This window comes from Klebsiella sp. ME-303 (assembly GCF_007910085.1).
GTDB lineage: Bacteria > Pseudomonadota > Gammaproteobacteria > Enterobacterales > Enterobacteriaceae > Klebsiella > Klebsiella michiganensis.
Genome location: NZ_VOJB01000066.1, coordinates 1 through 24,152 on the forward strand (window position 1 = coordinate 1; position 24,152 = coordinate 24,152).

Here is a 24,152-nt window from a genome sequence, read left to right on the forward strand (position 1 = left end):
GACCAGGTTGACTACATGGACGTATCCACCCAGCAGGTGGTATCCGTCGGTGCGTCCCTGATCCCGTTCCTGGAACACGATGACGCCAACCGTGCATTGATGGGTGCGAACATGCAACGTCAGGCCGTTCCGACTCTGCGCGCTGATAAGCCGCTGGTTGGTACCGGTATGGAACGTGCTGTTGCCGTTGACTCCGGTGTAACTGCGGTCGCTAAACGTGGCGGTACCGTTCAGTACGTGGATGCTTCCCGTATCGTTATCAAAGTTAACGAAGACGAGATGTACCCGGGCGAAGCAGGTATCGACATCTATAACCTGACCAAGTACACCCGTTCTAACCAGAACACCTGCATCAACCAGATGCCGTGTGTCTCTCTGGGTGAGCCGATTGAGCGCGGTGACGTGCTGGCTGACGGCCCGTCTACCGACCTCGGTGAACTGGCGCTCGGCCAGAACATGCGCGTCGCGTTCATGCCGTGGAACGGTTACAACTTCGAAGACTCCATCCTCGTTTCCGAGCGTGTTGTCCAGGAAGACCGTTTTACCACCATCCACATTCAGGAACTGGCGTGCGTGTCTCGTGACACCAAGCTGGGGCCGGAAGAGATCACCGCCGACATCCCGAACGTGGGTGAAGCTGCGCTCTCTAAACTGGATGAATCCGGTATCGTTTATATCGGCGCGGAAGTGACCGGTGGCGATATTCTGGTTGGTAAGGTAACGCCGAAAGGTGAAACCCAGCTGACGCCGGAAGAGAAACTGCTGCGTGCGATCTTCGGTGAGAAAGCGTCTGACGTTAAAGACTCTTCCCTGCGCGTACCAAACGGTGTCTCCGGTACCATTATCGACGTTCAGGTCTTTACCCGCGACGGCGTAGAAAAAGACAAACGTGCGCTGGAAATCGAAGAGATGCAGCTCAAACAGGCGAAGAAAGACCTGTCTGAAGAACTGCAGATCCTCGAAGCTGGCCTGTTTGGTCGTATCTACGCGGTGCTGGTCTCCGGCGGTATCGAAGCTGAGAAGCTCGATAAGCTGCCGCGCGATCGCTGGCTGGAACTTGGCCTGACCGACGAAGAGAAACAGAATCAGCTGGAACAGCTGGCTGAGCAGTACGACGAACTGAAACACGAGTTCGAGAAAAAACTCGAAGCGAAACGCCGCAAAATCACTCAGGGCGACGATCTGGCACCGGGCGTGCTGAAGATTGTCAAAGTGTATCTGGCCGTTAAACGTCAGATTCAGCCTGGTGACAAAATGGCAGGCCGTCACGGTAACAAGGGTGTTATCTCTAAGATCAACCCGATCGAAGATATGCCTTACGATGAAAACGGCACGCCGGTTGACATCGTACTGAACCCGCTGGGCGTACCGTCTCGTATGAACATCGGTCAGATCCTGGAAACTCACCTGGGTATGGCTGCGAAAGGTATTGGCGAGAAAATCAACGCCATGCTGAAACAGCAGCAGGAAGTCGCCAAACTGCGCGAATTCATCCAGCGTGCCTACGATCTGGGCACCGACGTGCGTCAGAAGGTTGATCTGAATACCTTCACTGACGAAGAAGTTATGCGTCTCGCTGAAAACCTGAAAAAAGGTATGCCGATCGCAACGCCGGTCTTCGACGGTGCGAAAGAGTCTGAAATCAAGGAACTGTTACAGCTTGGTGGCCTGCCGACTTCCGGCCAGATCACCCTGTTCGACGGTCGTACCGGTGAGCAATTCGAGCGCCAGGTTACCGTTGGCTACATGTACATGCTGAAACTGAACCACCTGGTTGATGACAAGATGCATGCGCGTTCTACCGGTTCTTACAGCCTGGTTACTCAGCAGCCGCTGGGTGGTAAGGCGCAGTTCGGTGGTCAGCGCTTCGGGGAGATGGAAGTGTGGGCGCTGGAAGCATATGGCGCAGCATACACCCTGCAGGAAATGCTCACCGTTAAGTCTGATGACGTGAACGGCCGTACTAAGATGTATAAGAACATCGTGGACGGCAACCATCAGATGGAACCGGGCATGCCGGAATCCTTCAACGTACTGTTGAAAGAGATTCGCTCGCTGGGCATCAACATCGAACTGGAAGACGAGTAACTCTCGCTCAAACAGGTCACTGGTGCCGGGGTAAGACCCGGCGCCAGATTGTGCTAACTCCGACGGGAGCAAATCCGTGAAAGACTTATTAAAGTTTCTGAAAGCGCAAACTAAAACCGAAGAGTTTGATGCGATCAAAATTGCTCTGGCATCGCCAGACATGATCCGTTCATGGTCTTTTGGTGAAGTTAAAAAGCCGGAAACCATTAACTACCGTACGTTCAAACCTGAGCGTGACGGCCTTTTCTGTGCGCGTATTTTCGGGCCAGTAAAAGACTACGAGTGCCTGTGCGGTAAGTACAAGCGCCTGAAACACCGCGGTGTGATCTGTGAGAAGTGCGGCGTTGAAGTGACCCAGACTAAAGTGCGCCGTGAGCGTATGGGCCACATCGAGCTGGCGTCTCCGACCGCCCACATCTGGTTCCTGAAGTCTCTGCCGTCCCGTATCGGCCTGCTGCTCGATATGCCGCTGCGCGATATCGAACGCGTGCTGTACTTCGAATCCTATGTGGTTATCGAAGGCGGTATGACCAACCTGGAACGCCAGCAGATCCTGACTGAAGAACAGTATCTGGACGCGCTGGAAGAGTTCGGTGACGAATTTGACGCGAAGATGGGTGCGGAAGCTATCCAGGCCCTGCTGAAGAGCATGGATCTGGAGCAAGAGTGTGAAACTCTGCGCGAAGAGCTGAACGAAACCAACTCCGAAACCAAGCGTAAGAAGCTGACCAAGCGTATCAAACTGCTGGAAGCGTTCGTCCAGTCTGGCAACAAGCCGGAGTGGATGATCCTGACCGTTCTGCCGGTTCTGCCGCCAGATCTGCGTCCGCTGGTTCCGCTGGATGGCGGTCGTTTCGCGACTTCTGACCTGAACGATCTGTATCGTCGCGTCATTAACCGTAACAACCGTCTGAAACGTCTGCTGGATCTGGCTGCGCCGGACATCATCGTACGCAACGAAAAACGTATGCTGCAGGAAGCGGTCGACGCCCTGCTGGATAACGGTCGTCGCGGTCGTGCGATCACCGGTTCTAACAAACGTCCTCTGAAATCTTTGGCCGATATGATCAAAGGTAAGCAGGGTCGTTTCCGTCAGAACCTGCTCGGTAAGCGCGTTGACTACTCCGGTCGTTCTGTAATCACCGTAGGTCCATACCTGCGTCTGCATCAGTGCGGTCTGCCGAAGAAAATGGCGCTGGAGCTGTTCAAACCGTTCATCTACGGCAAGCTGGAACTGCGTGGCCTCGCCACCACCATCAAAGCCGCTAAGAAAATGGTTGAGCGTGAAGAAGCTGTCGTTTGGGATATCCTGGACGAAGTGATCCGCGAACACCCGGTACTGCTGAACCGTGCACCAACCCTGCACCGTCTGGGTATCCAGGCATTTGAGCCAGTCCTGATCGAAGGTAAAGCTATTCAGCTGCACCCGCTGGTTTGTGCGGCATACAACGCCGACTTCGATGGTGACCAGATGGCTGTTCACGTACCGCTGACGCTGGAAGCCCAGCTCGAAGCGCGTGCGCTGATGATGTCTACCAACAACATCCTGTCTCCGGCGAACGGCGAACCAATCATCGTTCCGTCTCAGGACGTTGTACTGGGTCTGTACTACATGACCCGTGACTGTGTTAACGCCAAAGGCGAAGGCATGGTGCTGACTGGCCCGAAAGAAGCTGAGCGTATTTATCGCGCTGGCCTGGCCTCTCTGCATGCGCGCGTTAAAGTGCGTATCACTGAATACGAAAAAGATGCTAACGGCGAATTCGTTGCGAAAACCAGCCTGAAAGACACGACTATCGGCCGTGCCATTCTGTGGATGATCGTACCGAAAGGTCTGCCTTTCTCCATCGTCAACCAGGCGCTGGGTAAGAAAGCGATCTCCAAAATGCTGAACACCTGCTACCGTATTCTGGGCCTGAAACCGACCGTTATTTTTGCGGACCAGACGATGTACACCGGCTTTGCTTATGCAGCGCGCTCAGGTGCATCCGTTGGTATCGATGACATGGTCATCCCGGAGAAAAAATACGAGATCATCAGCGAAGCGGAAGCGGAAGTTGCTGAGATTCAGGAGCAGTTCCAGTCGGGTCTGGTTACCGCTGGCGAACGCTACAACAAAGTTATCGATATCTGGGCCGCGGCGAACGATCGTGTATCCAAAGCGATGATGGACAACCTGCAAACTGAAACCGTTATTAACCGTAACGGCGAAGAAGAGCAGCAGGTCTCCTTCAACAGCATTTACATGATGGCCGACTCCGGTGCGCGTGGTTCTGCTGCACAGATTCGTCAGCTTGCCGGTATGCGTGGTCTGATGGCGAAGCCGGATGGCTCCATCATCGAAACGCCAATCACCGCGAACTTCCGTGAAGGTCTGAACGTACTCCAGTACTTCATCTCCACGCACGGTGCGCGTAAAGGTCTGGCGGATACCGCACTGAAAACGGCGAACTCCGGTTACCTGACTCGTCGTCTGGTTGACGTTGCGCAGGACCTGGTCGTGACTGAAGACGACTGTGGCACCCTGGAAGGCATCACCATGACCCCGGTTATCGAGGGTGGCGATGTTAAAGAGCCGCTGCGCGATCGCGTACTGGGTCGTGTGACCGCTGAAGACGTTCTGAAGCCGGGTACGGCGGACATTCTGGTTCCACGCAACACGCTGCTGCACGAGCACTGGTGCGATCTGCTGGAAGAGAACTCCGTTGACTCCGTCAAAGTGCGTTCCGTTGTATCCTGTGACACCGACTTTGGTGTATGTGCGCACTGCTACGGTCGTGACCTGGCGCGTGGCCACATCATCAACAAAGGTGAGGCTATCGGCGTTATCGCAGCACAGTCCATCGGTGAGCCGGGTACACAGCTGACGATGCGTACGTTCCACATCGGTGGTGCGGCATCTCGTGCGGCTGCTGAGTCCAGCATCCAGGTGAAAAACAAAGGTAGCATCCGTCTGAGCAACGCGAAGTCGGTTGTGAACTCCAGCGGTAAGCTGGTTATTACTTCCCGTAATACCGAGCTGAAACTGATCGACGAATTCGGTCGTACCAAAGAGAGCTATAAAGTGCCTTACGGCTCCGTTATGGCGAAAGGTGATGGCGAGCAGGTTGCCGGCGGTGAAACCGTAGCAAACTGGGATCCGCACACCATGCCGGTTATCACCGAAGTGAGTGGTTTTGTCCGCTTCACTGACATGATTGACGGCCAGACCATTACTCGTCAGACCGACGAGCTGACCGGTCTGTCTTCTCTGGTGGTTCTGGATTCTGCAGAGCGTACCACTGGCGGTAAAGATCTGCGTCCGGCGCTGAAAATCGTTGATGCTCAGGGCAATGACGTTCTGATCCCGGGTACCGACATGCCTGCGCAGTACTTCCTGCCGGGTAAAGCGATTGTTCAGCTGGAAGATGGCGTCCAGATCAGCTCTGGTGACACCCTGGCGCGTGTACCGCAGGAATCCGGCGGTACCAAGGACATCACCGGTGGTCTGCCGCGCGTTGCCGACCTGTTCGAAGCGCGTCGTCCGAAAGAGCCGGCAATCCTGGCTGAAATCAGCGGCATCATTTCCTTCGGTAAAGAAACCAAAGGGAAACGTCGTCTGGTTATCACCCCGGTAGACGGTAGCGATCCGTACGAAGAGATGATTCCTAAGTGGCGTCAGCTCAACGTGTTCGAAGGTGAACGCGTAGAACGTGGTGACGTGGTTTCCGACGGTCCGGAAGCGCCGCACGACATTCTGCGTCTGCGTGGCGTGCATGCTGTGACTCGTTACATCGTTAACGAAGTTCAGGACGTATACCGTCTGCAGGGCGTTAAGATTAACGATAAGCACATCGAAGTTATCGTTCGTCAGATGCTGCGTAAAGCGACCATCGAAAGCGCCGGTAGCTCCGACTTCCTGGAAGGCGAACAGGTTGAATACTCTCGCGTTAAGATTGCTAACCGCGATCTGGAAGCGAACGGCAAAGTGGGTGCAACATTCTCCCGCGATCTGCTGGGTATCACCAAAGCGTCCCTGGCAACCGAATCGTTCATCTCTGCCGCATCGTTCCAGGAGACCACCCGTGTCCTGACCGAAGCAGCCGTTGCGGGTAAACGCGACGAACTGCGTGGCCTGAAAGAGAACGTTATCGTGGGTCGTCTGATCCCGGCCGGTACCGGTTATGCGTACCACCAGGATCGTATGCGCCGTCGCGCAGCGGGCGAACTGCCAGCAGCGCCGCAGGTCAGCGTGGAAGAAGCTTCTGCTAACCTGGCAGAACTGCTGAACGCGGGTCTGGGCGGTTCTGACAACGATTAATCGTTGATTCGCTAAACGCTCAAAAAGCCAGTCAGGTCACCTGACTGGCTTTTTTATTGCTTGCCAGTTTATTCCGTCTACTTTTTTATTACATTTTATTGATGTAATAGCTGCAATTAATTAGCAAATATAAACCACTCCTATAATGATTTATTTCCATGACTGTTTTTCATCTTCAATGAAAGGGTGAAAATTCTACGCGTGTCAAAAAATAAGCACCGCAAACGCTATATAGTCAAAAAACTAAAATAATCATGTGATTACTTTCCCGGTTCTTTTCGGTTTACCGCAGCCGAGGGGATTGTTACGCCTGTTAAAAGGCGATGGAGGAGGTGAACTAATAAAAACAAAGCGGAGAGTATTGTCGTTATTTAATGGATAGCTTCTGGGGGATGTATGGAATTTGCTATACAACTTATCATTATCTTAATTTGTTTGTTCTATGGTGCGAGAAAGGGCGGCATTGCGCTCGGTCTTTTAGGCGGTATTGGGCTAGTTATCCTGGTCTTTGTTTTTCACCTGAAGCCTGGAAAACCGCCCGTCGATGTCATGCTGGTTATTATCGCCGTCGTGGCGGCATCGGCGACGCTGCAGGCTTCCGGTGGTCTAGACGTGATGCTGCAGATTGCCGAGAAACTCCTGCGGCGAAACCCGAAATATGTCTCGATCGTCGCGCCATTCGTCACCTGTACGCTGACGATTCTTTGCGGCACGGGGCACGTGGTATATACCATTCTGCCGATTATTTATGATGTCGCCATCAAAAATAACATCCGTCCGGAGCGACCCATGGCCGCCAGCTCGATCGGCGCACAGATGGGGATTATCGCCAGCCCGGTTTCCGTGGCGGTCGTCTCGCTGGTGGCAATGCTTGGCAACTTTACCTTTAACGGCAAGCACCTTGAATTTCTCGACCTGCTGGCGATAACCATTCCGTCCACGCTGCTGGGGATTCTGGCCATTGGTATCTTCAGCTGGTTTCGCGGCAAAGACCTCGATAAAGACGAAACTTTCCAGGCCTTTATTGCGGTACCGGAAAACCGTCACTACGTGTACGGGGACACGGCCACGCTGCTGGATAGAAAGCTTCCGACCAGCAACTGGATTGCGATGTGGATTTTTCTGGCCTCAATCGCGGTTGTCGCCCTGCTCGGCGCCTTCTCCGAACTGCGTCCGGCATTCGACGGTAAGCCGCTGTCGATGGTGCTGGTGATCCAGATGTTTATGCTGCTCTCCGGGGCGCTCATCATCATCATTACGAAAACGAATCCGGCTTCGATCTCCAAAAATGAGGTGTTCCGTTCCGGGATGATCGCTATCGTTGCCGTGTACGGCATCGCGTGGATGGCGGAAACGATGTTCGGCGCGCACATGACCGAGATTAAAGGCGTGCTCGGGGAGATGGTGAAGGAGTACCCGTGGGCCTACGCTATCGTTCTGCTGCTGGTATCGAAGTTTGTTAACTCCCAGGCGGCTGCGCTGGCGGCGATCGTCCCGGTGGCGTTGGCGATTGGCGTCGATCCGGCCTACATCGTCGCTTCCGCGCCCGCCTGCTACGGCTATTACATTCTGCCGACCTACCCAAGCGATCTGGCGGCGATTCAGTTCGACCGCTCAGGTACTACGCATATCGGCCGCTTTGTTATTAACCATAGCTTTATTCTGCCAGGGCTCATTGGCGTCAGCGTCTCATGCGTCTTTGGCTGGGTATTTGCAGCGATGTACGGATTTCTTTAAGAGGATACGGGCGCCGGTAGCGGCGCCTGTTAAGTCGTTGACGTTATTGTGCGAGCGGAATTCGGCGATAGAGCTCAATCATGTCGGTAGCCAGATCCTGAATGACCATCGCGTTCATCAGGTGGTCCTGAGAGTGTACGGTAATCAGGTTAACCGGAAGCTTGCCGCTGCCTTCATCCATGCCAATCAGCTGGGTCTGGATTTTATGCGCATGCTTGACGAATTCATGGGATTCCGCCATTGCCTGTTCGGCCGCAGCAAAATCGCCTTTACGCGCCAGCTGCAGAGCGGTTAACGCCGAGCTGCGCGCAGAACCGGCGTTAACCAGCAGCTCCATGATGATCGTTTCTAAATCTTCCATCTCTTACTCCATCAGCTTCAGGGCTTTATCAAGCACGGCATCGCCTTTCATCATGCCGTAATCCATCATATCGATGACGGCGACTTTTTTACCAAACGGGTCGGCCATTGCCTGTAGCTTGGCCTGCTCGTACTTCACCTGAGGGCCGAGCAGGATAATATCGGCAGCGGCAAGATTATCTTTAAACTCGGCAACCGGTACGGCTTTGATGGAGACTTCCACGCCTTTTTGTTGCGCAGCGGCCTGCATACGTTGAACCAGCATGCTGGTGGACATTCCTGCGGCACAGCATAAAACGATATTCTTCATAATTGTTGGCCCTTATGTTCCTTGATGTACCATCTTTATCGCGGGCAGGCGGGCGGGACAACCGCTTTACGGTGATTGTGTGTAAGTCATCACAAAATAATGAAACCGGTTTCGGTTTTTGGGGCGAAAACGCTAAAAGCCGCGTCCGACAGGCCTGAAACGGTGGGCTCTGTTAAGCGCGGACGATGCGATTCTTGCCCAGCTGCTTGGCTTTATACAGCGCTTCATCAACGCGCACGACAAGCTGCTCCAGGGGCTCCATATTCCATTCGCCGAGACCTGCGCTGAAGGTGACCGTCAATCCTTCTTCACGCCAGGAGCGCTGCGCGACGCGGGCCCGCCAGCTCTCAAGCAGCATCAGGGCGTCATCGCTATGTCCGGTGGTAAAGATCGCCGCAAACTCTTCGCCGCCGTAGCGGTAAAGCGAAATTTGCCGGGGCTGGAGGATTTGCAGCCCTTCCCGGGCGACATTGCGCAGCACGATATCGCCGTTGAGGTGACCCCAGGTGTCGTTTATCGTTTTGAAGTTATCAATATCAACCAGCGCAAGAGAAAAGGGCTGATGATCGTTCATCAGCGCGGCGATATCGCTGTCAAAGGCGCGGCGGTTCTTGCAGCCGGTTAGCGCGTCGATGGTCGCCTGGCGAACGTAGGTTAACTCGCGCTGCTTATTGCTCTCGATGGCTTTGCTGAGCATCGCTTCCAGCCGCGGGGCGCGCTGAACATCCCCGGTTTTAATCGCATTGATGATGTTCATCAACACCGTACGCGAAGCATGGCGCAGATACAGTCCAAACAGCACGATAACGATCGCGGCCAGGGCAAAGCTCCAGGCGACGATATCCGTTTCATGGCGCGTTAAGTTGACCAGCGTCGAGTTATCGACCCGATAAATAACAAACCAGTCGGGGTTGGTAAAGGAGTAGTAATAGTACCAGGTGTCCGTATTGGTGTCGTACAGCTGGCCTTCGCCGCTGGTCATTCTGTCCATCAAGGCTTCACTGACGTAGGGTTTAAACAAAGCGCCGGGATCGGGATGGAGAACGACTTTACCATCGCGTTGCACCACAAAAAACTCCCCCTGGACGGGTGCAACCATCTGCCGTAACGCGTAGCCCATTGAGGTGAGATCGAGATGAAACGCGAGACTGCCCTTTAGCCGTCCCTCTGGAGAAATTATGGGTTTGTAGACGGTAATCGTCGGGTGATGCGTGAAGTAGTCGTTGTACGGGCTGGTATACCGACTGAAGGTACTGGCTTCCGCTTGCTTAATAAACCACGGCCTTGTTTTGGCATCGAAGGACTGGCTGTCTTCGGTTTCCAGAACCTCGGGCGCGCGCAGATAGTGCCCATTGGTATCCGCCAGCGAGATGGACGAAACGGTCTGCATCATATTTTGCAACTGCATAAGCTGCATCAACCCTTTTTCCGGATTGACGTTAACCGCCTCATTCAGCGCATCGTTGCGGGCAAAGAAGGTGGCGGCACGGGTGAGGATAAAGTCGTTGCCCTGCAGCAGCGTCTCCGTGTAGTTGGTCGCCATATTGTGGGTAAAATTGCGATTAATATGATGATAATCTTCGAGAAAATCATTCCTCTGCGTCGTCGTGGCAAACACCGCTATCAGCAAGAAGCTGAATAAAATACCTGCAAATCCGATGATAATCGGCGTGGTGAAAGAGAGCTTTCTATTATGACGAGCCATGAGTCGTAAATCGTTCCAGAAGCGTTAAACCGTGGGTGGAGACGCAGGTTTAGCCAGCATGCCTGCTGAGCGAATCAGATAAAACTCCGGTAATTATAACGCTGACGTTGTGATATGGACTGATTAATATTCGATATTGATGGCATTACCGTTGCCACAAAGAGGCGGGAGCAGGGCGAAAAGGAGGAAGAGTGAATATTCGCCCTGGTCAGCGTCCGCTGCTGACAGGGGCAGAATAGAGAAACGGGAACAGGGCCACAATCTCCCGTTTCTCTTATTAAGATCGTGCATGAAGAACGTTTAAGAAATTACATTCGTTATCATGACGATTGGGAGGCGCGTCCCAGCCAGCTGTCCCAATCCTTCCATACCGGCTGTAGACCGCTGGCCACCAGCGCGCTGGCGACCTCTTCCGGGCGGCGGTCATCGTGAGGCGCGAACTGCTCCAGCTCCGGATGGTTATCGGCATACCCGCCGGGCTGGGTTTTCGAAAAGGCGCTGACGTTGTTGATGGCCAGCGGGATCACCCGATCGCGGAACCAGGGGGATTCGCGGGTGGAGAGCGAGAGTTCCACTTCCGGAGCCAGCAGGCGGAAAGCGCAAATAGTTTGCACCAGCTGCCGTTCATCCATTAATGAGGCGGGCTCGATACCTCCCGCGCAAGGCCGCAGTCGTGGGAAGGAGATGGAGTAGCGGCTGCGCCAGTAATGCTGCTGGAGCCACAGCAGATGCTCCGCCACCATAAAGCAGTCCACCCGCCAGCTGTCGGAAAGGCCAATAAGTGCGCCAAGGCCAATTTTATCAATCCCCGCCTGCCCAAGCCTGTCCGGCGTATCCAGCCGCCAGAAGAAGTCCTGCTTTTTCCCTTTCAGATGGTGTTTCGCATACATGCTTTCATGATAGGTCTCCTGATAGACCATCACCCCGTCCAGACCGAGGGTTTTCAGCTCGGCGTACTCTTCCATCGCCAGCGGCTGGACCTCCATATGCAGCGAGGCGAACTGGCGGCGAATCGCGGGCAGATGTTGACGAAAGTAGTCCATGCCGACCTTGCCCTGATGTTCGCCGGTCACCAGCAGCAGATGCTCAAAGCCCATTTCGCGGATCGCCGCGCATTCACGGGCTATTTCCGCCTCATCCAGAGTCTTGCGCTTGATGCGGTTACTCATTGAGAAACCGCAGTAGGTACAGTCGTTGGCGCAGAGATTAGAGAGATACAGCGGGACATAAAAGCTGACGGTATTACCAAAACGCTGGCGAGTCAGGCGCTGAGCGCGCTGGGCCAGAGGCTCCAGATAGTCCGCGGCGGCGGGGGAGAGCAGGGCCATCATATCGTCGCGGCTGAGCTGTTTGGCCGCCAGGGCGCGTTCAACGTCGGCGGGAGTTTTCCCGTTGATTCGCAGGCGAATATCGTCCCAGTCCAGCTGCCGCCAACGGTCAGTGAAGGTGTTCATATCCGCGCCTCCAGAAAGCCGGTCAGCGGGCTGGTGGCCTGCGCCTGCGCGCTGCGCGCGCCCGGGCCTGCCTGTCGGGCCAGCAAGCCGGCATCGATTGCTAAACGGAAGGCCCGCGCCATGGTTACCGGATCGTCGGCAACGGCGATGGCGGTATTCACCAGTACCGCGTCAGCGCCCATTTCCAGCGCCTGCGCCGCGTGACTCGGCACGCCAATACCCGCGTCAACGACTACCGGCACCGTGGCCTGCGCGATAATAATCTCCAGCATTGCTTTGGTTTCCAGTCCCTGATTGGAGCCGATGGGCGCGCCGAGCGGCATCACCGCCGCGCAGCCCGCTTCTTCAAGGCGCTTGCACAGCACCGGGTCGGCGCCGCAGTAGGGCAGCACCACGAAGCCTTCCCGTACCAGAATCTCCGCCGCTTTCAGCGTTTCGATCGGATCGGGGAGCAGCCAGCGGGCGTCCGGATGAATTTCCAGCTTCAGCCAGTGGGTGCCCAGCGCCTCCCGCGCCAGGCGGGCGGCAAATACCGCCTCTTCCGCCGTTTTGGCGCCGGAGGTGTTGGGCAGCAGGCTAACGCCGGCCGCCAGCAGCGGCGCGAGGATCGCGTCATTATGCTGACGGAGATCGACGCGCTTCATCGCCAGCGTCACCAGCTGGCTGCCGGAGGCGCGAATGGCCTCCACCATGACGTCGGGGGCGGCGAATTTACCGGTGCCGGTGAAAAGATGTGACTCAAAGGTTTTATCCGCAATACGTAACATGTCAGCCTCCAGCGATAACCTGAAAAAGCAGGATTTGATCGCCTTCCTGTAAGAGATGATCTTGCCACTGTTCATGCGGCAGGATGCGTTGATTGAGCGCCAGCGCGACGCCCGGCTGCTGCTGTTCCAGCTGCGTGAGCAGATCGGCGACGGAGGTCGCTTCGGCGCACTGCAACGGTTCATCGTTAAACCATATCCGCATGCTGCCCTCCGCATACCGGACAGCCCTGAGCCCGCTGGAGCGCGAGAGTGCGCCAGCTGCTGGTTCGGGCATCGAACAGGCGCAGCGTGTTCCGCGGGGCCATCATGCCGGCGAGCAGCTTGATGGCCTCCAGCGCCTGTAGGGTACCCATCATGCCAACCACCGGACCGATAATGCCCGCCGTACGGCAGTTGCGCTCAGGCTCGTTAGCGTCCGGCCACAGACAGCGATAGCAGCCCTGCTCCCACGGCGGCGTCAGTACCATCAGCTGCCCCCCAAGCCCGACGGCACTGGCGGTAATCAGCGGCGTTTTAAGCGCGACGCAGGCGGCGTTGATCGCCTGACGAGTCGCCATGTTATCGGTGCAATCCAGTACCACATCGGCCTTCGCCACTTCATCCCGCAGGGCCTTTCCGCCTAACCGCTGCTTCAGCGCAATCAGTTCAATCTGCGGATTTAACTGAGCCAACCGGGCCCTGGCGGCCGTGGTTTTAGGCTGAGCGATATCCTCGCTGGTGAACAAAATTTGTCGCTGCAGATTACTGACGTGCACGTCGTCGTCGTCGACCAGCACCAGCGTGCCGACGCCAGCTCCGGCAAGATAGAGCGCGGCGGGAGAGCCCAGCCCGCCGAGGCCCACGATCAACACCCGGCTGGCCAGCAGCTTTTGCTGGCCTTCAATGGCGATATCCTCCAGCAGCAGCTGGCGGCTATAGCGCATAAAATCGCTGTCATTCATCACCGGCTCCCGCTATCTCGAGCAGCCGGACCGTTGCCTGTCGCCAGTCGGCCGCCTGAGTAATGGCGCTGACCACCGCAACGCTGCCGACGCCGGTCGCCAGTACCGCCGGGGCGCGCTCAAGGCTGATGCCGCCAATCGCCACGGTTGGATAATCCCCGAGTCGCTGAATATGCTGCGCCAGCTGATCCAGCCCCTGAGGGGCGGAAGGCATCTGCTTGGTTTGCGTTGGAAAAACGTGCCCAAGCGCGATGTAAGAGGGACGCGCCGCCAGCGCGATATCAATTTCCATATCGTCATGCGTCGAAACGCCAAGGCGTAGCCCGGCGTTGCGGATGGCGCTGAGGTCGGTCGTTTCCAGATCCTCCTGGCCTAAATGCACGCCGTAAGCCTGATGTTTGATGGCCAGGCGCCAGTAATCGTTAATAAACAGCCGCGCATGGTATTTGCGTCCCAGAGCGATAGCGGCAACGACATGCTCTTCAACCTCACTATCGCGTTTATCCTTGATGCGCAGCTGGAGAGTGCGAACGCCCGCGGCCAGCAGGCGTTCGATCCACGTGACGCTATCGACGACCGGATAGAGCCCTAAACGGAAAGGGACGGATGGAAAATCGGGTTGATACATCAGGCTTCCTCCTTACGTAGATAGATTTCACTGCCGCGGGCGCGGAAGTTATCCGACATATCGGCCATCCCCACTTCGATGGTCTGCGCGGCGGCGTAGTCGCGAACTTCCTGGCTTATCTTCATTGAGCAGAATTTAGGGCCGCACATGGAGCAGAAGTGGGCCACTTTGCCTGACTCCTGCGGCAGGGTTTCGTCGTGGTAAGCGCGCGCGGTGAACGGGTCGAGCGCCAGATTAAACTGATCTTCCCAGCGGAACTCGAAGCGCGCTTTCGACATGGCGTTATCGCGGATCTGCGCGCCGGGATGGCCTTTGGCGAGATCGGCGGCGTGGGCGGCAATTTTGTAGGTAATCAGGCCCTGCTTAACGTCTTCTTTATTCGGCAGGCCGAGGTGCTCTTTTGGCGTCACGTAGCAGAGCATCGCGCAGCCGAACCAGCCGATCATGGCGGCGCCAATTCCCGAGGTGAAATGGTCATAGCCCGGCGCGATATCGGTGGTTAGCGGCCCTAAGGTGTAGAACGGCGCTTCGTGGCAGTGCTCCAGCTCTTCGGTCATATTGCGCTGAATCATCTGCATCGGCACGTGGCCCGGGCCTTCGATCATCACCTGTACGTCATACTCCCAGGCTATTTTGGTCAGTTCGCCCAGGGTGTGCAGTTCGGCGAACTGCGCTTCGTCGTTGGCATCCTGAATCGAGCCGGGACGCAGGCCGTCGCCCAATGACAGCGAGACGTCATAGGCGGCGCAGATTTCGCAGATTTCGCGGAAATGCTGGTAGAGGAAATTCTCTTTGTGATGGGACAGGCACCATTTCGCCATGATTGAGCCGCCGCGGGAGACGATGCCGGTCAGGCGCCTGGCGGTCATCGGCACGTAGCGCAGCAGCACGCCCGCATGGATGGTGAAGTAGTCCACCCCCTGTTCCGCCTGCTCGAGCAGCGTGTCGCGGAAGGCTTCCCAGGTGAGATCTTCGGCGATCCCGCTGACCTTCTCCAGCGCCTGGTAGATCGGCACCGTACCGATCGGTACCGGACTATTGCGCAGGATCCACTCGCGGGTCTCGTGAATATAGCGGCCGGTGGAGAGGTCCATGACCGTATCCGCTCCCCAGCGCGTCGCCCACACCAGCTTCTCGACCTCTTCTTCAATCGACGAGGTGACCGCCGAGTTGCCGATATTGGCGTTAACCTTCACGAGGAAGTTGCGGCCAATAATCATCGGTTCGGATTCCGGATGATTAATATTGGCCGGGATAATCGCGCGCCCGGCGGCGACTTCAGCCCGCACAAACTCCGGGGTGATATTCTCCGGCAGCCGCGCGCCAAACCCAACGCCCGGATGCTGCTGGCGCAGCACTTCGCCACGAATACGCTCGCGGCCCATATTCTCGCGAATGGCGATGAACTCCATTTCCGGGGTGACAATCCCCTGACGGGCGTAGTGCAGCTGCGTCACGCATTTCCCGACGATGGCGCGCCTGGGCGTGAGCAGGCCGGTAAAGCGCAGTTCGTTGAGGCCATCATCCGCCAGCCGCTCTCTGGTATAGGCCGAGCTGCGATCGCTGAGTGCTTCGCAGTCGCGGCGCGCATCAATCCACGGCTGACGCAGCTTTGCCAGACCCTGCTGAACGTTAATCGCGACGTGCGGATCGCCATAGGGGCCGGAGGTGTCATAGACCGGAATAGCTTCGTTCGCTTCGTACTGAGGATTATCTTTGCTGCCGCCGATAAGCGTCGGGCTCAGCTGAATTTCGCGCATCGGTACGCGAATATCTTCCTGCGAACCGGGGATATAGATGCGCTGCGAATTGGGAAATGCGGTACCTTCCAGGGTGTCGATAAAGCGCTGGGCGCGTTCGCGTTGCTCTCGACGCGTGAGTTTGGTTGTAGACATAGCTCATTCCAGTTAAACAGGATATGGCTTGCCAGACGACGGATGGAGTAACGGATGCGATCGGCCCTGAAGAGGCTGATGCTAAACGCAGTTTACTCTTGTTCCCTTCGCAGGTATTAGCCTGATCAGGTTCCGCGGATCCCGAATTAACGGTCTCAGCCTTTTCCAGTGTGGAAAATGGGCACTCCGACAAGATGACATCCCCTCTCCGTGAGGGGGGAATGTATGTAAACTACGCGTTAATGGCTCACAACTCAAGCGGTCGGCGCGATATTGTCGCTGACGTTGTCTTTGCGGCTGTGGGCGACGGCGAGGGCGATCAGGTTATCTTCCAGCGCAAAGCGCGCTTCCAGCGCTTCGCCGATGTCCGACAGCGCCTGCTGGAACTCAAGGTAGTTATCGTGATCGATGGCGTTTTCGAGGCAGGAGTCGTAATAATCCATGATCTGCTGGGTATTAGCCTGCAGCTGTGGATAAATCTTAGTGGCGGCTAAAAGTGGCGTATTGCCTTCCAATTCGCCGATAAAGCGTTCATAAATATTAAAATGGCCGGAGGAGAGGTAGTCCACCAGGCTTTGACAAAAATCATCCAGCGCTTTCTCATTAAGCCGCATAAATGATTCTTTGCCGGGCTTCAGGCCAACCAGGTTGTAGTAAGCCACAAGCAAATGCTTACGTACTTGTAGCCAGCGATCGACCAGTTTATTGCTGCCTCCAACACGTTCCGTCAGGTTTTCCAGCTGGTTTAACATGGTTGACTCCGCAAGGTTTTAAGAGAAATACGTTGCTCACCAAAATGTAAATTTAATGTTAAAAGTGCCAGTAAAATAAAGGTAGTGCAATAGATATGGATCGTATTATTGAAAAATTAGATCGCGGCTGGTGGATCGTCAGCCACGAACAGAAATTATGGTTGCCCGACGGAGAATTGCCCTACGGCGAAGCGGTAAATTTTAATCTTGCGGGGCAGCCCGCGCTGCGAATCGGAGAATGGCAGGGCGATCCGGTGTGGCTGGTCCGCCAGGATCGCCGGCATGAGATGGGATCGCTGCGTCAGGTGCTCGATCAGGATGCTGGCCTTTTTCAACTGGCGGGGCGCGGGATCCAGCTGGCGGAGTTCTACCGATCGCATAAATTCTGCGGCTACTGCGGTCATCCTATGCACCCCAGCAAAACCGAGTGGGCAATGCTGTGCAGCCACTGCCGCGAACGCTACTACCCGCAAATCGCCCCGTGCATTATCGTCGCCATCCGTCGGGATGATTCTATCCTGCTGGCGCAGCATACTCGCCATCGCAACGGCGTGCATACGGTGCTGGCCGGGTTTGTCGAAGTCGGCGAAACCCTGGAGCAGACCGTTGCCCGCGAGGTGATGGAGGAGAGCGGCATTAAGGTGAAAAACCTGCGCTACGTGACCTCTCAGCCCTGGCCGTTCCCGCAATCGCTGATGACCGCGTTTATGGCCGAGTACGATAGCGGCGAGATTGTCATCGACAAGAAAGAGCTGCTGGAGGCGGGATGGTATCGCTATGACAATCTGCCGCTTTTGCCGCCGCCGGGCACCGTGGCGCGCCGTCTGATTGAAGATACCGTGGCGATGTGTCGGGCAGAGTATGAGTGACATGTTACATACACTTTATCCTTCAAATTGCCTCTTTGTTGGCTGCTTTCACTTACCCCAGTCACTTACTTGAGTAAGCTCCTGGGGTTCATTCAATTGCCGCCTCGATCCACTTTGAATGATTTTGTGTATAAACTTGGCGCATCAACGCTAAAGGAATGTAAAAATGACCGAACTGAAGAACGATCGCTACCTGCGCGCGCTGCTACGCCAGCCGGTTGATGTCACCCCGGTATGGATGATGCGACAGGCGGGCCGCTATTTACCGGAATATAAGGCCACCCGCGCCGAGGCGGGCGATTTTATGTCGCTGTGTAAAAACGCCGAGCTGGCCTGTGAAGTGACGCTGCAGCCGCTGCGCCGCTATAAGCTGGATGCGGCTATCCTCTTCTCGGACATTCTCACCATCCCGGATGCGATGGGGCTGGGGCTCTATTTCGAAGCCGGGGAGGGCCCGCGTTTTACCTCACCCATTACCGGCAAAGCGGATGTCGATAAATTACCCGTACCCGACCCGGAAGATGAGCTTGGCTACGTGATGAACGCCGTGCGCACCATCCGCCGTGAGCTGAAGGGAGAAGTGCCGCTGATTGGCTTTTCCGGCAGCCCGTGGACGCTGGCGACCTACATGGTGGAAGGCGGCAGCAGCAAAGCGTTTACGGTGATCAAAAAGATGATGTACGCCGAGCCGCAGGCCCTGCATGCGCTGCTCGATAAGCTGGCGAAAAGCGTCACGCTGTATCTGAATGCGCAAATCAAAGCGGGCGCGCAGTCGGTGATGATTTTTGATACCTGGGGCGGGGTGCTGACCGGCCGGGATTATCAGCAGTTCTCGCTCTATTACATGCATAAAATCGTTGATGGGCTGCTGCGTGAGAACGATGGCCGCCGCGTGCCGGTGACGCTGTTTACCAAAGGCGGCGGGCAGTGGCTGGAAGCGATGGCGGAAACCGGCTGCGATGCGCTGGGACTCGACTGGACGACCGATATCGCCGATGCGCGGCGTCGCGTCGGCCATAAAGTCGCCCTGCAGGGCAATATGGATCCCTCGATGCTGTATGCCCCTCCGGCGCGCATCGAAGAAGAGGTGGCGACCATTCTTGCCGGGTTTGGCCAGGGCGAAGGCCATGTCTTTAACCTCGGGCACGGCATTCATCAGGACGTCGACCCGGAACATGCGGGCGTATTTGTGGAGGCAGTGCACCGGTTGTCGGCGCCATACCACCGTTAAGGAGTGAATATGGATTTGTCATCGCTACGCACCCAGCAGCTCAGCCTGGCGGCATCGGTTGAACGAGGCGATCGGCTGGACCAGGATCCGCTGACGCTGATCGGCGGAGCGGATGTTGGATTTGAGCAAGAGGGAGAGGTGACCCGGGCGGCGATGGTGCTGCTGAGCTATCCGTCCCTGGAGCTGGTGGAGTATCAGGTCGCGCGCGTCGCGACCACGATGCCCTATATCCCCGGATTCCTCTCCTTTCGCGAAACCCCCGCGCTGCTGGCGGCCTGGGAGCAGCTTTCGCAGAAGCCAAATCTCTTATTTGTTGATGGCCACGGTATTTCCCACCCGCGCCGCCTCGGCGTCGCCAGCCATTTTGGTCTGCTGGTGGATGTGCCGACTATCGGCGTGGCGAAAAAACGGCTGTGCGGTAAGTTCGAGCCGCTGGGCGATGAGCCCGGCGCGCTGGCGCCGTTGTTAGATAAAGGCGAGCAGCTGGCGTGGGTTTTGCGCAGTAAAACGCGCTGTAATCCCCTGTTTGTGAGTACCGGGCACCGCGTGGGCCTGGATAGCGCGCTGATGTGGGTGGAGCGCTGTCTGAAAGGCTACCGCCTGCCCGAGCCGACGCGCTGGGCTGATGCCGTGGCGTCCCGGCGTCCGGCGTTTGTGCGTTGGCAAGCAAATCACGATTGATTCAGGTACACTGCGGCTAATTTCTGACTTCGAGATTTCATCATGTTACAAAACCCGATTCATCTGCGTCTGGAGAAGCTGGAAAGCTGGCAGCACGTGACCTTTATGGCCTGCCTGTGCGAGCGGATGTACCCCAACTACGCCATGTTCTGTCAGCAAACTGAGTTCGCCGATGGCCAGCTTTATCGCCGTATTCTCGATCTGATCTGGGAAACGCTGACGGTAAAAGATGCGAAGGTGAATTACGACAGCCAGCTGGAAAAGCTGGAAGAGGCGATTCCGGCCGCTGATGATTACGACCTGTACGGCGTCTATCCGGCCATTGATGCCTGCGTGGCCTTGAGTGAGCTGATTCATTCGCGGCTGAGCGGCGAAACGCTCGAACATGCTATTGAAGTCAGCAAGAGCTCGATCACCACCGTTGCGATGCTGGAAATGACCCAGGCTGGTCGCGAAATGACCGACGAAGAGCTCAAGGAAAACCCGGCTGTCGAACAGGAATGGGATATTCAGTGGGAGATTTTCCGTCTTCTGGCCGACTGTGAAGAACGCGATATTGAACTGATCAAAGGGCTGCGTGCAGACCTTCGCGAGGCCGGTGAGAGCAATATTGGTATAAATTTTCAGCAATGAGACCAGAAAACGTGATTTACCGCCTGAATTGTAGCGTCTGAAGGCATCCATTCCGCCCCCCGTCTGGTCTACATTTGGGGGGCGAAAAAACGTGGCTATCGGTGCGTGTATGCAGGAGAGTGCTTTTCAGGCATTTCCGTCGCACTCGATGCTTAGCAAGCGATAAACACATTGTAAGGATAACTTATGAACAAGACTCAACTGATTGATGTAATTGCGGACAAAGCTGACCTGTCCAAAGCACAGGCGAAAGCTGCCCTGGAATCTACCCTGGCTGCAATTACCGAGTCTCTGAAAGAAGGTGATGCTGTTCAACTGGTTGGTTTCGGTACCTTCAAAGTGAACCACCGCGCTGAGCGTACTGGCCGCAACCCGCAGACCGGTAATGAAATCAAAATCGCCGCAGCAAACGTACCGGCATTTGTTTCTGGTAAAGCTCTGAAAGACGCAGTTAAGTAAGACCGCGTGGCAGTGTACAGTTTTATCGAAGGGGCTTGTCGGCCCCTTTTGTCTACCTGGCGCCGCACGCTGGCGCTGGTAGGCGTATTGCTGCTCACTGCCTGCAGCCATGATTCCTCTCTCCCGCCGTTTACCGCCAGCGGATATGCGGATAACCAGGGGGCGATGCGTATCTGGCGCAAAGATTCTAACGGCGAGGTCCATCTCCTTGCCGCCTTCAGTCCATGGCGTCATGGTAATACTTCGACCAGCGAGTACCGCTGGCAGGATGGCCAGCTCGCGCTGATTGAACTCAACGTCTACGGTAAACCGCCGGAACATATTCGCGCCCGGTTTGATGCGCAGGGCGAACTCAGCTTTATGCAGCGTGAAATCGATGGGCAGAAGCAGCAGCTTTCCAGCGATCAGGTCGCGCTATACCGCTATCGCGCTGAGCAAATACGCCAGACCAGCGACGCTCTGCGTCAGGGACGCGTTATGCTGCGCCAGGGGCGCTGGCATGCCAACAGGACGGTGACCACCTGTGAAGGTCAGACCGTGAAGCCTGACCTCGATACGCAGGCGCTGGCGCATATTGAGCGACGCCAGAATCACTCATCCATTGAGGTCAGCGTGGCGTGGCTGGAAGCGCCTGAAGGCTCTCAGCTGCTGCTGGTGGCAAACGAAGATTTCTGCACCTGGCAGCCGACCGAAAAAAGCTTCTGAGCCTTACCAGTGGCTCATCCCCATATGACCGCGGCCTCCGTCGCAGCTTCCTGGTCCCATACCCACACCGCGAGAAATACCCGCCTGCGCTAACGCGAGATCGAACTTAACCCGCTGCTGGGCCAGCTGTTGACCGAGAACCTCCATCTCCTGGGCAATGGATTCGACTTTCGCGCTATCAGGCTTATCCGCGGTTAACAGCGCATGGTATTCGTAGCGTTTTGATTGAAGCTGCTGACGCAAAACGCGGGTTTGTTCATAGAAATCGTTATGCAGCTTCCGGGCAGTGGCCTGCTGATCGGCGGTGAGCTGGCTGTAGCCCTGGGGGCCCATTCCGCTGCCGTTATTCCAGTGGTGCCTTGCCCAGGCTGAACTGCTGCCGAAAGTCAGCGCGGCGAGGGCAATCAGCGTCAGCGTCATTTTTTTGTTCCGTTTCATAGTTTATTCTCCTGGCTTATGGTTACTCAATGATTTGCATCTTCTGTGCCAGAATGGAAAGGCCGCAGGATATCGGGCATTGAGCGTTTTCCAGCCGGACGAGAGCGAGTAAAAATGACTCGCGGTCAAGGAGGCTGTGGGTCATTTTTACTCGATCGCCTTCCCGGTTTGCGCCTGAGAAGCGGTTAGACGGGACGGAAAAATGGCATGATTTCTGCTGAGCGATACGGTGTCTGAGGAAAGGGAGTTGTCATGAACGCGATGCGGTTGTCTAAGGATTCCGTCGCCGTCTGGCTGAGCTGGTTGTTAACCGGCCTTATCTTGCTGCTGGTGTGCCTGTTCTCTGCGTTAATCGTGCGTGATTATGGCCGTGAAAATGAAGCCGCGCGCCAGACTATCCAGGAAAAAGGCAGCGTGCTGATTCGCGCCCTTGAGTCCGGCGCCCGGGTGGGCATGGGAATGCGTATGCATCATTCCCAACTGCAGGCGTTGCTGGAGGAGATGGCCTGGCAGCCTGGCGTGCTGTGGTTCGCTGTGACGGATGAGAGCGGTAAAATCATTGCCCATAGCGACCCGCGGCGGGTTGGTGAGTCGCTCTATCCTGCCAGCACTCTGCGTGAGCTGAATATTGGGAGCGAGGAGCGCTGGCGCCGGCTCGAAAAACCGGAACCGGCGCTGGAGATTTATCGTCAATTTCGCCCGCTTAACGGCGGCGGGCATCATATGCGCATGATGATGCGTCGCGAAGCTGCCGGGCTACGTACCCAGGCTCCCCAGGTTATTTTTATTGCTTTTGATACCCGCGAGCTGGATGCCGACCATGCCCGTAGCCTGCGTAATATGGTTATCATGCTCTGCGCGGCGGGCGTAGTGATGGCGGCAACGTTGCTGGCGCAGTTCTGGTTCCGCCGCTATCAACGTTCGCGCAAGCAGCTGCAGGAGGCGACGGCGCGTAAAGAAAAGCTGGTGGCGCTTGGTCATCTGGCCGCGGGCGTCGCCCATGAGATCCGCAACCCGCTGTCATCTATAAAAGGGCTGGCAAAGTATTTTGCCGAGCGAACCCCAGCCGATGGCGAAGCGCATCAGCTGGCCCAGGTGATGGCGAAGGAAGCCGATCGCCTGAACAGGGTCGTCAGCGAGCTGCTGGAACTGGTGCGTCCGGCGCATTTAACGTATCAATCGGTTGATTTGAATGACGTGATTACGCACTCGCTTCAGCTAATTAGCCAGGATGCCGCCAGCCGGGCAATAACGCTCGCGTTCACCGCGCAGCCCGCGCTATGCCGCATTCAGGCCGATCCGGATCGTTTGAAACAGGTGCTGCTGAACCTTTATCTCAATGCCGTCCACGCTATTGGCCGCGATGGCGTGATTACGGTGGCGGTGAGGGAATGCGGCGACGGGCGAGTAAAGGTGAGCGTTGCGGACAGCGGCAAGGGGATGACGGCGGAACAGCTACAGGCCATTTTTACTCCGTACTTCACGACCAAGGCCGACGGCACCGGGCTGGGCCTGGCGGTGGTGCAGAACATTGTCGAGCAGCACGGTGGAACGATTCACGCCGAGAGCGCCCCCGGCGAAGGCGCGCTATTTACTCTCTATTTGCCGGTCAACGGGCAACAAAAGGATGAACAAGGATGAGTGGCGAGCAGATCGATATTCTGGTGGTGGACGATGATATCAGCCACTGCACTATCTTACAGGCGCTGTTGCGGGGCTGGGGATACCGGGTTGCGCTGGCCTACAACGGTGTACAGGCGCTGGAACAGGTGCGCCAGACGGTGTTTGATCTGGTGCTTTGCGATATCCGCATGGCCGAGATGGACGGCATCGAAACGCTGAAAGAGATCAAAACCTGGAATCCGTCGATTCCGGTATTGATCATGACCGCGTACTCCAGCGCCGATACCGCAGTGGAGGCGCTGAAATCCGGTGCGCTGGACTACCTTATCAAGCCGCTGGACTTTGACAAGCTGCAGCAGACGCTGTCTGAGGCGTTGGCCCATACGCGGCTGAGCGAGTCACCCGTCGCGGGTAGCCCCCCCGCGGCCCAGTTTGGCATGGTGGGCGATAGCCCGGCGATGCGGGCGCTGTTGAATAATATTGCCCTGGTTGCCCCCTCCGATGCGACGGTATTAATTCACGGCGAGTCGGGCACCGGGAAAGAGCTGGTCGCGCGGGCGCTGCACGCCAGCAGCG

The 24,152-nt window shown here is 56.4% G+C and carries 21 protein-coding genes, 1 pseudogene and 1 riboswitch (1 of these 23 running past the window's edge); of the genes and pseudogenes, 11 read left to right on the top strand and 11 right to left on the bottom strand.

Annotated features, from left to right (window positions below; genetic code table 11):
- From rpoB to dcuB, 3 genes are all read left to right on the top strand, one after another.
- A partial coding sequence (rpoB, locus tag FQK12_RS08885; protein ID WP_146295698.1) for a DNA-directed RNA polymerase subunit beta occupies window positions 1-2,088 on the top strand: 2,088 nt, incomplete at its 5' end.
- Between the two features lie 76 nt (window positions 2,089-2,164).
- The gene (gene rpoC, locus FQK12_RS08890) at window positions 2,165-6,388 is read left to right on the top strand and encodes a DNA-directed RNA polymerase subunit beta' (protein ID WP_014227492.1); all 4,224 of its coding nucleotides are present in this window, start codon (window positions 2,165-2,167) and stop codon (window positions 6,386-6,388) included.
- 396 nt (window positions 6,389-6,784) lie between these two features.
- Window positions 6,785-8,125 (top strand): anaerobic C4-dicarboxylate transporter DcuB, encoded by a 1,341-nt coding sequence (gene dcuB, locus FQK12_RS08895; RefSeq protein ID WP_004097650.1) that lies wholly within the window; start codon window positions 6,785-6,787, stop codon window positions 8,123-8,125.
- A gap of 43 nt (window positions 8,126-8,168) precedes the next feature.
- On the opposite strand, the gene FQK12_RS08900 is transcribed toward dcuB, so the two are convergent.
- From FQK12_RS08900 to FQK12_RS08945, 10 genes are all read right to left on the bottom strand, one after another.
- The gene (locus FQK12_RS08900) at window positions 8,169-8,486 is read right to left on the bottom strand and encodes a PTS lactose/cellobiose transporter subunit IIA (RefSeq protein ID WP_004097651.1); all 318 of its coding nucleotides are present in this window, start codon (window positions 8,484-8,486) and stop codon (window positions 8,169-8,171) included.
- A 3-nt stretch (window positions 8,487-8,489) separates the two neighbouring features.
- On the bottom strand, window positions 8,490-8,795 hold the full coding sequence (locus tag FQK12_RS08905) for a PTS sugar transporter subunit IIB (RefSeq protein WP_004097653.1): 306 nt from the start codon (window positions 8,793-8,795) through the stop codon (window positions 8,490-8,492).
- A gap of 172 nt (window positions 8,796-8,967) precedes the next feature.
- Complete coding sequence (locus tag FQK12_RS08910; RefSeq protein WP_014227493.1) at window positions 8,968-10,500, bottom strand: sensor domain-containing diguanylate cyclase; 1,533 nt, start codon at window positions 10,498-10,500, stop codon at window positions 8,968-8,970.
- A 320-nt stretch (window positions 10,501-10,820) separates the two neighbouring features.
- Window positions 10,821-11,954: a 2-iminoacetate synthase ThiH gene (thiH, locus tag FQK12_RS08915; protein WP_014227494.1), complete on the bottom strand. Its 1,134-nt coding sequence runs from the start codon at window positions 11,952-11,954 to the stop codon at window positions 10,821-10,823.
- The gene (gene thiG / locus FQK12_RS08920; protein WP_014227495.1) at window positions 11,951-12,721 is read right to left on the bottom strand and encodes a thiazole synthase; all 771 of its coding nucleotides are present in this window, start codon (window positions 12,719-12,721) and stop codon (window positions 11,951-11,953) included. The genes thiH and thiG overlap by 4 nt, the downstream gene beginning before the upstream one ends.
- 1 nt (window position 12,722) lies before the next feature.
- Window positions 12,723-12,923 carry a sulfur carrier protein ThiS gene (gene thiS, locus FQK12_RS08925; RefSeq protein ID WP_014227496.1) on the bottom strand — a complete coding sequence of 67 codons (201 nt, stop codon included), beginning with the start codon at window positions 12,921-12,923 and terminating at the stop codon, window positions 12,723-12,725.
- The gene (locus tag FQK12_RS08930; protein WP_014227497.1) at window positions 12,907-13,662 is read right to left on the bottom strand and encodes a HesA/MoeB/ThiF family protein; all 756 of its coding nucleotides are present in this window, start codon (window positions 13,660-13,662) and stop codon (window positions 12,907-12,909) included. Before FQK12_RS08930 ends, thiS begins: the two co-directional genes overlap by 17 nt.
- Window positions 13,655-14,290 carry a thiamine phosphate synthase gene (gene thiE, locus FQK12_RS08935; protein WP_014227498.1) on the bottom strand — a complete coding sequence of 212 codons (636 nt, stop codon included), beginning with the start codon at window positions 14,288-14,290 and terminating at the stop codon, window positions 13,655-13,657. Before thiE ends, FQK12_RS08930 begins: the two co-directional genes overlap by 8 nt.
- Complete coding sequence (gene thiC, locus FQK12_RS08940; RefSeq protein ID WP_014227499.1) at window positions 14,290-16,185, bottom strand: phosphomethylpyrimidine synthase ThiC; 1,896 nt, start codon at window positions 16,183-16,185, stop codon at window positions 14,290-14,292. Before thiC ends, thiE begins: the two co-directional genes overlap by 1 nt.
- Window positions 16,186-16,270: 85 nt before the next feature.
- Window positions 16,271-16,384, bottom strand: a riboswitch (TPP riboswitch).
- Between the two features lie 55 nt (window positions 16,385-16,439).
- Entirely contained in the window at window positions 16,440-16,937 is a 498-nt protein-coding gene (locus FQK12_RS08945) for an Rsd/AlgQ family anti-sigma factor (protein ID WP_014227500.1), read from the bottom strand.
- A 95-nt stretch (window positions 16,938-17,032) separates the two neighbouring features.
- Here FQK12_RS08945 and nudC point away from each other — a divergent pair, with 95 nt between their 5' ends.
- From nudC to FQK12_RS08975, 6 genes are all read left to right on the top strand, one after another.
- Window positions 17,033-17,806, top strand: a complete 774-nt coding sequence (gene nudC / locus FQK12_RS08950) for an NAD(+) diphosphatase (protein WP_004097667.1) — start codon at window positions 17,033-17,035, stop codon at window positions 17,804-17,806.
- A 166-nt stretch (window positions 17,807-17,972) separates the two neighbouring features.
- Complete coding sequence (hemE, locus tag FQK12_RS08955; protein ID WP_014227501.1) at window positions 17,973-19,037, top strand: uroporphyrinogen decarboxylase; 1,065 nt, start codon at window positions 17,973-17,975, stop codon at window positions 19,035-19,037.
- A 9-nt stretch (window positions 19,038-19,046) separates the two neighbouring features.
- Window positions 19,047-19,718, top strand: a complete 672-nt coding sequence (gene nfi / locus FQK12_RS08960; protein WP_014227502.1) for a deoxyribonuclease V — start codon at window positions 19,047-19,049, stop codon at window positions 19,716-19,718.
- 42 nt (window positions 19,719-19,760) lie between these two features.
- Window positions 19,761-20,351, top strand: a complete 591-nt coding sequence (locus FQK12_RS08965; RefSeq protein WP_014227503.1) for a YjaG family protein — start codon at window positions 19,761-19,763, stop codon at window positions 20,349-20,351.
- Window positions 20,352-20,537: 186 nt separating this feature from the next.
- A complete protein-coding gene (hupA, locus tag FQK12_RS08970; protein WP_004097675.1) occupies window positions 20,538-20,810 on the top strand; it encodes a nucleoid-associated protein HU-alpha in 273 nt (90 codons plus the stop codon).
- Window positions 20,811-20,822: 12 nt separating this feature from the next.
- Window positions 20,823-21,515: a DUF1481 domain-containing protein gene (locus FQK12_RS08975; RefSeq protein ID WP_004097677.1), complete on the top strand. Its 693-nt coding sequence runs from the start codon at window positions 20,823-20,825 to the stop codon at window positions 21,513-21,515.
- 3 nt (window positions 21,516-21,518) lie between these two features.
- Here FQK12_RS08975 and zraP read toward each other — a convergent pair whose 3' ends face one another.
- A complete protein-coding gene (zraP, locus tag FQK12_RS08980; protein WP_014227504.1) occupies window positions 21,519-21,953 on the bottom strand; it encodes a zinc resistance sensor/chaperone ZraP in 435 nt (144 codons plus the stop codon).
- Between the two features lie 252 nt (window positions 21,954-22,205).
- Between zraP and zraS the strand changes: the two genes are divergently transcribed.
- Window positions 22,206-23,594, top strand: a complete 1,389-nt coding sequence (zraS, locus tag FQK12_RS08985; protein ID WP_014227505.1) for a two-component system sensor histidine kinase ZraS — start codon at window positions 22,206-22,208, stop codon at window positions 23,592-23,594.
- Window positions 23,591-24,152 (top strand): annotated as a pseudogene (zraR, locus tag FQK12_RS08990) (sigma-54-dependent response regulator transcription factor ZraR) (it continues 777 nt past the right edge of the window). The gene zraS and the pseudogene zraR overlap by 4 nt, the downstream one beginning before the upstream one ends.